The 7776-nt window shown below is 29.4% G+C and carries 9 protein-coding genes; all 9 read right to left on the bottom strand.

Features of this window, described 5'->3' with window-relative positions; genetic code table 11:
• Positions 1-310: 310 nt before the first annotated feature.
• Positions 311-1105, bottom strand: coding sequence for a nucleoid occlusion protein (gene noc, locus VK998_RS01540; RefSeq protein ID WP_325224707.1), 795 nt, complete (start codon positions 1103-1105; stop codon positions 311-313).
• Positions 1106-1214: 109 nt separating this feature from the next.
• Complete coding sequence (gene rsmG, locus VK998_RS01545; protein WP_325224710.1) at positions 1215-1931, bottom strand: 16S rRNA (guanine(527)-N(7))-methyltransferase RsmG; 717 nt, start codon at positions 1929-1931, stop codon at positions 1215-1217.
• The gene (gene mnmG, locus VK998_RS01550) at positions 1924-3837 is read right to left on the bottom strand and encodes a tRNA uridine-5-carboxymethylaminomethyl(34) synthesis enzyme MnmG (protein WP_325224712.1); all 1914 of its coding nucleotides are present in this window, start codon (positions 3835-3837) and stop codon (positions 1924-1926) included. The genes rsmG and mnmG overlap by 8 nt, the downstream gene beginning before the upstream one ends.
• 21 nt (positions 3838-3858) lie before the next feature.
• Positions 3859-5238: a tRNA uridine-5-carboxymethylaminomethyl(34) synthesis GTPase MnmE gene (gene mnmE / locus VK998_RS01555; protein ID WP_325224714.1), complete on the bottom strand. Its 1380-nt coding sequence runs from the start codon at positions 5236-5238 to the stop codon at positions 3859-3861.
• Between the two features lie 75 nt (positions 5239-5313).
• A complete protein-coding gene (gene jag / locus VK998_RS01560; RefSeq protein WP_325224717.1) occupies positions 5314-5940 on the bottom strand; it encodes an RNA-binding cell elongation regulator Jag/EloR in 627 nt (208 codons plus the stop codon).
• A gap of 1 nt (position 5941) precedes the next feature.
• Entirely contained in the window at positions 5942-6655 is a 714-nt protein-coding gene (locus VK998_RS01565) for a YidC/Oxa1 family membrane protein insertase (RefSeq protein WP_325224719.1), read from the bottom strand.
• Positions 6656-6669: 14 nt separating this feature from the next.
• Positions 6670-6885: a membrane protein insertion efficiency factor YidD gene (yidD, locus tag VK998_RS01570; RefSeq protein WP_325224721.1), complete on the bottom strand. Its 216-nt coding sequence runs from the start codon at positions 6883-6885 to the stop codon at positions 6670-6672.
• Between the two features lie 10 nt (positions 6886-6895).
• A complete protein-coding gene (gene rnpA, locus VK998_RS01575) occupies positions 6896-7234 on the bottom strand; it encodes a ribonuclease P protein component (protein ID WP_325224722.1) in 339 nt (112 codons plus the stop codon).
• A gap of 43 nt (positions 7235-7277) precedes the next feature.
• Positions 7278-7412: a 50S ribosomal protein L34 gene (gene rpmH, locus VK998_RS01580; protein ID WP_325224724.1), complete on the bottom strand. Its 135-nt coding sequence runs from the start codon at positions 7410-7412 to the stop codon at positions 7278-7280.
• Between the last annotated feature and the right edge of the window lie 364 nt (positions 7413-7776).

Here is a 7776-nt window from a genome sequence, read left to right on the forward strand (position 1 = left end):
TCACAGTATTCCTCAACAAATAAATTTTGACACCAACCGTAGGAGCAGACCTATGTGTCTACCCGATTAATAATGTCACAAATAAGGCGGACACACGGGTCCGCCCCTACGAAATGTACACACAATAAACATATGAAATAAAATAATATCATATATCACATACACCAATCGTAGGGGCAGACCCATGTGTCTGCCCGAATATAATGCCACAAATATGGCCAACACACAGGTCCGCCCCTACGAAATGTTCACAACATTAAATTCAAATTAAAAAATCAAAATGTTTCACGTGAAACATTTTGATTTTTAATCATTTTTTAGGTATCTGAATAGATATCTCTACATATTCACCTTTATCTTTTTCTAAATATTTAGCTGCAATTCCACTCTCTTTAATGGCTTTATATGCCTTTTTAATAGTATTAAGATAAATCCTTGTGCTAATCATTCCTTTAATATTTTGCTTTTGTTCTATGACTTCTTCATTAGTCAAATCATCTAGTATATCCTTTACCAGCTCTTCTGTTTTACTAACGTTTAACTCGTTTTTTATAACCTTATTTAATACTTCTCTTCTTAAATCATCATCTGGTAATTTTAATAAAGCTCGTCCATGTCGTTCAGTTAAGTTAAATTCAATTAAATCCTTTTTAATATCTTCTGAAAGTTTTAAAATTCTGAGTTTATTAGCAATGGTGGATTGGCTTTTCCCTATCTTTTCTGCCAATTCTTGTTGTGTAAATCCATGATCGTCGATTAAATTATGATAGCCCTCTGCTTCCTCAACAAAATTCAAATCCTCTCTTTGAAGGTTTTCAATTAAAGCTAACATAGCAGAATCTTTATCTCTATATTCCACAATAATTGCAGGTATTCTTTCAAGTCTTGCTAATTCTGATGCCCTAAGCCTTCTTTCTCCAGCAATAAGTTCATAGTTTTCATTTTGAAGTTTTCTAACACTAATTGGTTGAATTAATCCAAAGGCTTTAATGGATTGACTTAACTCTTCTAGCGATTTTTTATTGAAATCTTTTCTAGGTTGATATGGATTAGGTTTAATGGACCCAATAGGAATATACTTCACTTCCGGTTGTATACTTTTCATTGAATTCCCCTCTCCCAAATAAACTTATTTTCCTATATTTCTTATATTCTATAAATTGTAATTATTTCCTTCTAATTTCCCAAACTTTCCTTCGTCATTTTCTTTCTAATTATAAGGGTTTTTTCTTAGGTTTGCCTCCTCCTCTAGGATATTTTGTCGGAGTTTCCTTTATTTTTTCGATTATTATCAAACTATGAGTTATATCACTTAAAGGTAAATCAATAACTTTTACATCTTTAAGTTTGCCTCCCAATATTTTAATAGACTTTTCTGCTTCCTTTAATTCTTCATCAACATCGGGTCCTTTCATTGAAATAAAATATCCTCCAGTTTTTACAAAAGGTAAACAGTATTCATTAAGGGTATTTAAAGAAGCTACTGCTCTTGAAATTGCAATATCATATTTTTCTCTATAATTTTTATCTCTACCTAGTTCCTCTGCACGACCATGTATAGTTGTTATATTTTCTAAATTTAATTTCTCAATTATATCGTTTAAAAATGTAATCCTTTTTTTTAGACTATCTAATAAGACTACATCCATTTCTTTATTCATTATTTTTAAGGGTACTCCTGGGAATCCCCCTCCAGTTCCGATGTCTATCATTTTTATATTCTTTCCTATTAAATTTGTAGTCAAAGGGGTTATACTATCTATAAAATGTTTGATATCTATTTCTTCATTATCAGTTATTGATGTAATATTTATTTTTTTATTCCATTCCTTTAATAATTGTTTATATAAAATAAAATTGTTTATTTCTTCTTCTTTTAATTCTATGCCTAAAGTCTTGCCACCTTCGATTAATGTATTTATATTAGTCATTTCTATCCCCCTTCGTTCCTCTTCTTTTTTGCTCTAAATATATTAATAATACATTAATATCTGCAGGAGAAACTCCTGAAATTCTAGACGCTTGGCCTACTGAATCTGGTTTAATTTGATTTAATTTTTGTTTTGCTTCATTGCTTAAACCTTTTATCTCATTATAATCTTGAGTCTCAGATAATTTTTTATTTTCCAATCTCTTAAATTGTTCAATTTGTCCCATTTGTTTCTTGATATATCCTTCATATTTAATTTGAGTCTCCACTTGTAGCCTAATTTCTCTTGGTAGTTCCTCTCTATCTGGGTCGAACTCGATTAAAGATTCATAGCTAAGTTCTGGTCTTTTAATTAAATCATATAAACTAAAAGCCGTCTTTAATGGTGCACTACCTAATTTTTTTAAAAAATCATTTGTTTTAACAGTAGGCGTAACTACTACCTTTTTTAATCTATTAAGTTCTGATTCAATTAATTCCTTTTTTATAATGGTTTTTTTGTATCTTTCTTCAGTAACCAATCCTACCTTATATCCTTTTTCTGTTAATCTTAAATCAGCATTATCCTGCCTTAATGTTAATCTGTATTCTGCTCTTGATGTCATCATTCTATAGGGTTCATTGGTGCCTTTGGTTACTAAATCATCTATTAATACTCCTATATAAGCTTCGGATCTATCAAGTATAAAAGGTTCTTCACCTTTAATATTCATTACTGCATTGATCCCAGCTATTAATCCTTGGGCTGCTGCTTCTTCGTATCCTGATGAACCATTGATTTGACCTGCAAAAAATAAGTTGTTTATTTCTTTATGTTCTAGAGTTCTTTTTAATACAGTAGGATCTATACAATCATATTCTATACCATATGCAGATCTCATAAATTGTACATTTTCTAAGCCTGTAATAGTTTTATACATCTCCAACTGTACTTCTTCAGGTAAAGTAGAACTTACTCCTTGTACATACATTTCCTTGGTTTCCAATCCTTCTGGTTCAATAAATACTTGATGTTTTTCTTTATCGCTAAATCTTACTACCTTATCTTCTATAGATGGACAATATCTTGGACCAACACCTTCTATATCACCTGAATACATTGGCGAACGAGATAAGTTGTTTTTTATTATTTCATGAGTTAAAGGTGTAGTATAAGTTAAATAACACGGAACCTGATCTATATCAAAGTTTTTATCCATATTTAAAAAAGAAAAAGGTATAATTTCCTTATCTCCAGGTTGAATTTCCATTTGAGAATAATCTAAAGTATCACCATGAACTCTGGCTGGTGTACCAGTCTTAAACCTTCTTAATCCAATATTTAATTCTAGCAATGAATCTGAAAGCATATTCGAAGGAGAAAAACTACCAGGACCACTGGAATAATTGATTTCACCAATGAATATTCTTCCTTTTAAATATGTTCCAGTAGCTAATATTACTATTTTGCCATTATAGGTAGCCCCTGTTCTTGTAACAACTCCTTTAGTTACGCTATCTTCTACAACAACCTCAATAACTTCTCCTTCACGTAAAATAAGATTAGATTCTTTTTCTAATACTTTTTTCATCTCTCTATGATATTTCTTTTTATCTGCTTGAACTCGTAATGAATGGACTGCTGGACCTTTAGATGTGTTTAGCATTCTACTTTGAATAAAAGACTTATCTATATTTATAGCCATTTCTCCACCTAATGCATCTATTTCCCTAACCAAATGTCCCTTTCCAGTACCTCCAATATTTGGATTACATGGCATATCTCCAATAGAATCAAGACTCATAGTAAGCATTAAGGTTTTCATACCCATTCTACTGGTAGCCAATGCTGCTTCACAGCCAGCATGGCCAGCTCCAACTACTATTACATCAAATTCTCCTGCATTAAATTTCTTTATTTCTTTCATTTTCTACACCTCTTTATAAAACTATTTACCTATACAAAATTCTGAGAATATTTTATCTAAAATATCCTCTCCTATTGTATCACCAGAGATTTCCCCTAAATTTTCCCAACAACTTTTAATATCTACTTCTATACAATCTAAAGGAATGTTTGAAATAATACTTTCTAATCCTTCTTCTATGTTTTTCTTTGCTTTTAAAAGCTGATTTTTATGTCTTACATTTGTAATTATTACGTCACTTTCAACGTCTATATTACCTTTATAAAACATATCTTTTATAACCTGTTCTAATCTGTCTATACCTAATCCTTTAATAATAGAAGTAACAATAATTTCTTTATCGGGTAATAGTTTCTTTAGATAATTTTCATCATATTCACTAGGAAGGTCCGATTTATTTAACAAAACTATAGATCTTTTCTTTTTTATTATATCTATAATTTGATAATCTTCCTCAGTAATATCATCTGAGGCATCAAAAACAGCTATTATTAAATCTGCTTTATCAACCATTTCTCTAGCCTTATCTACGCCTATTTTTTCAACCAAATCTTCAGTAGTTCTAATCCCAGCGGTATCTACAATTTTTAAAGGTATTCCATCTATATTTACATATTCTTCGATAATATCTCTAGTTGTTCCTGGTATATTAGTTACAATAGCTCTATTTTCTCTTAATATAGCATTCAATAAAGATGATTTTCCAACATTAGGTTTTCCAAGTATTACTGTATTTAAACCGTCTCTAAGAATTTTTCCTCTATCTGAAGTTTTCAACAATTTATTAATTTCATTTTCTACTAACTTAGCTTTCTTTTCTAATTCTTCATAAGCTACATCTTCCACATCATCATCAGGAAAATCAATAGAGGCTTCTATATGAGCAATCATTTCCAACAATATCTCTCTAATTTTTCTGACTTTATCTGATAAACTACCTTCTAGTTGATCTAATGAAACTTGAAAAGATTTATCCGTCTTAGCTCTTATCATATCTATTACAGCTTCTGATTGAGCTAAATCCAATCTACCATTTAAAAAAGCTCTTTTAGTAAATTCTCCAGGTTCAGCTAATCTAGAACCATTTTTCAAAACAAGTTCTAGTATCTTCTTTACAGATATAATACCGCCATGACAATATATTTCTACCATATCTTCTCTAGTATAAGTATATGGTGCTTTCATATATGCAATCAGAACCTCATCAATAATCTCATTGTTTTCTAAATCAATAATGTGGCCATAAATTAATTTCCTATTTTCTCCATTTGTTAATTTTTCAATTTTTTTTCCTTTAAACAATTTATTTGCTATATTTATGGATGCTTTCCCACTCATCCTAACTATTCCAATTCCAGCTTCTCCAATAGCAGTAGAAATAGCCGCTATTGTATCACTCATAATTTTCACCGTACCTTTCTATAAAAAACAAATATGATAACAGAAACCCAGTATAGCACTGGGTTTCTCAAAGGTTTATTTTGCTTGAATAACTACTCTTCTATATGGGTCTTCTCCTTCGCTATAAGTAGCTATACCATTAACATTCTGTAAAGCAGAATGAATAATTCTTCTTTCATAAGGATTCATAGGTTCTAATTTTACTGGCCTTTTACTATATTTTGACTTTTCAGCCATCCTATTAGCCAATCTAATTAAAGTTTCTTCTCTTTTCTTTCTATATCCTTTAATATCTACTATCACTTTAATATAATCATCTCTATTTTTATTTACCGATAAACTCAATAAATATTGTATCGCATCTAAAGTATTTCCCCTTTTTCCAATTACAATACCCATATCAGAAGAATCAATATTTATAATTTCTACTTTCAAACAACTGTCTTCTCTCCTAACTAGTACATTTCCTTTTATTTTCATAAAAGATAAAATTCTGTTTAAAAAATTTTCTGTAATTTCTATTGGGTCATTAATTACTGTTATTTTAACTATTGCATCTTTAGTACCTATTATTCCAAATAAACCTTTACTTGGTTCTTCAAGTACATCTACCTGAACATCTCTTTCACTAACACTCAATTCATCTAATCCAATATCGATGGCCTCACGAACAGTTTTGGCTACTTTAACAACGGACCTCATTCTATCTCGTCTCCTCCTTAATTTTACCCAAAGACCTATTAGATATTAATTGTTGTATTATTTGAAATATATTACCTATAACCCAATATACTCCTATACCAGCAGCAAAGGATCTTGCAGCCATAAATATCATAGCAGGTAGAAATATATTCATTATTTTTTGAGTAGATTCAGCTTGAGGATTGGCTTCTACATTACTAGTCATAAGTCTACTTTGTAAAAAAGTAGTTAATGCAGCTAAAAGAGGTAATCCCCATAGATAAGGGTCTGGCTGTTCCAAATTAGGAATCCATAAAAAACTTTTACTAATCGCCTCATAAATACTCGGATCTTTAAATACAAACCTTACAGGATCTCTCAATACATTAAAAAAGGCTATTATTATTGGAAATTGAATAAGCAAAGGCAAACACCCAGAAGCTGGATTATAATTATGTTCCTTATACATCTCCATCATTTTAGCTTGTTGGGTCTGTGGGTCATTTTTATATTTATTTTGAATTTCCTTTATCTTCGGTTGTAATTCATTCATCTTCTTTGTAGATTTACTTTGGTGTAAACTTATAGGTAAAAGAATAAATTTAAAAACAATCGTAGTCAATACAATAGCTATACCATAATAAGAAATAAACTCTGATTCTGTACCAATACTAGAAACCATATCAAATATAAATTTAAGCAAACTCCCTAATATATTACCTAAAAACGACGTCATTTACTAACCCCCAATCATTTTAGCGGATCATATCCTCCTTTGTTGAAGGGATGGCATTTTAAAATTCTAGATACACTTAAATAAGTTCCTTTTATAAAGCCATACTTTTCATAAGCTTCAATAGAATATTGAGAACAAGTTGGATAAAATCTGCAGTTTTTCCCCGTTAAAATATATTTTGAAATAAATTTTTGATAAAATTTTATTAATAAAATAGCTACCTTAGCCATTATTTTTCACCTATATCTTTAACATATTTGCTAATTTTAAAATATGAAACATTGCACTTTCTAATTCCTTATGTTCTATATTTATCACATTTTTCTTAGGTATTATTATTATATCATATTCTTCTTTCATATTATTGAAATTTTTTCTAAATATTTCTTTTAATCTTCTTTTCACTCTATTTCTAATTACACTGTTTCCTATTTTCTTTGAAACAGTAAAACCAACCCTAGAATAATCCAATCCATTTTTCATAACAAACAAAATTAAATTTCTATTCCAATATTTTTTTCCTTTTTTATAAACCTTTTGAAAATCATCATTATTCCTTAACCTATACTTTTTTTTCATAAAAATACTCCTTGTAGACAAAAAGGCCACTATTACTGCGGCCTTATGCTGATAATCTTTTTCTGCCTCTTCTCCTTCTATTTCTAATTACTCGTCTTCCTGACTTAGTTTTCATTCTCTTTCTAAAACCATGTTCTTTGCTTCTTTGTCTCTTTTTTGGCTGATAAGTTCTTTTCATTTTACTACACCCCCTCTAATATGAAACCATCTATAAAAATATAAAAAATTTTTGTTAAGGAAAACATAAATACTAATATTGATTATATTTATAGAAAGGTTATATGTCAAGAAATTTAAACTATTCATATCCACAGATTAAATAATTCACAAGTTCTTAATATTGTGGATAAATTTGTTGATATAATTTATTATTTTTGATATTATTGATTTGGAATGTGGATAACTTTTTTCTGTTAACATTTTTTAGTTATACACAATTTGTGGATAAGGTTGTGTATAAGTTTTTACTTTCCTAGTTTTTTTTCTATTAATAACCTTCAATTCAACATATTTATTATCCACATGTTTCTTAATTAATGTTT

The organism is Schnuerera sp. (assembly GCF_035459645.1).
Taxonomy (GTDB): Bacteria; Bacillota; Clostridia; order Tissierellales; family Tepidimicrobiaceae; genus Schnuerera.

Coding starts and splice junctions, on each gene's coding strand:
- rpmH (WP_325224724.1), bottom strand. CDS start 7,412: ATGAAAAGAACTTATCAGCCAAAAAAGAGACAAAGAAGCAAAGAACAT.
- yidD (WP_325224721.1), bottom strand. CDS start 6,885: ATGGCTAAGGTAGCTATTTTATTAATAAAATTTTATCAAAAATTTATT.
- rsmG (WP_325224710.1), bottom strand. CDS start 1,931: ATGACTAATATAAATACATTAATCGAAGGTGGCAAGACTTTAGGCATA.
- VK998_RS01565 (WP_325224719.1), bottom strand. CDS start 6,655: ATGACGTCGTTTTTAGGTAATATATTAGGGAGTTTGCTTAAATTTATA.
- noc (WP_325224707.1), bottom strand. CDS start 1,105: ATGAAAAGTATACAACCGGAAGTGAAGTATATTCCTATTGGGTCCATT.
- mnmG (WP_325224712.1), bottom strand. CDS start 3,837: ATGAAAGAAATAAAGAAATTTAATGCAGGAGAATTTGATGTAATAGTA.
- rnpA (WP_325224722.1), bottom strand. CDS start 7,234: ATGAAAAAAAAGTATAGGTTAAGGAATAATGATGATTTTCAAAAGGTT.
- mnmE (WP_325224714.1), bottom strand. CDS start 5,238: ATGAGTGATACAATAGCGGCTATTTCTACTGCTATTGGAGAAGCTGGA.
- jag (WP_325224717.1), bottom strand. CDS start 5,940: ATGAGGTCCGTTGTTAAAGTAGCCAAAACTGTTCGTGAGGCCATCGAT.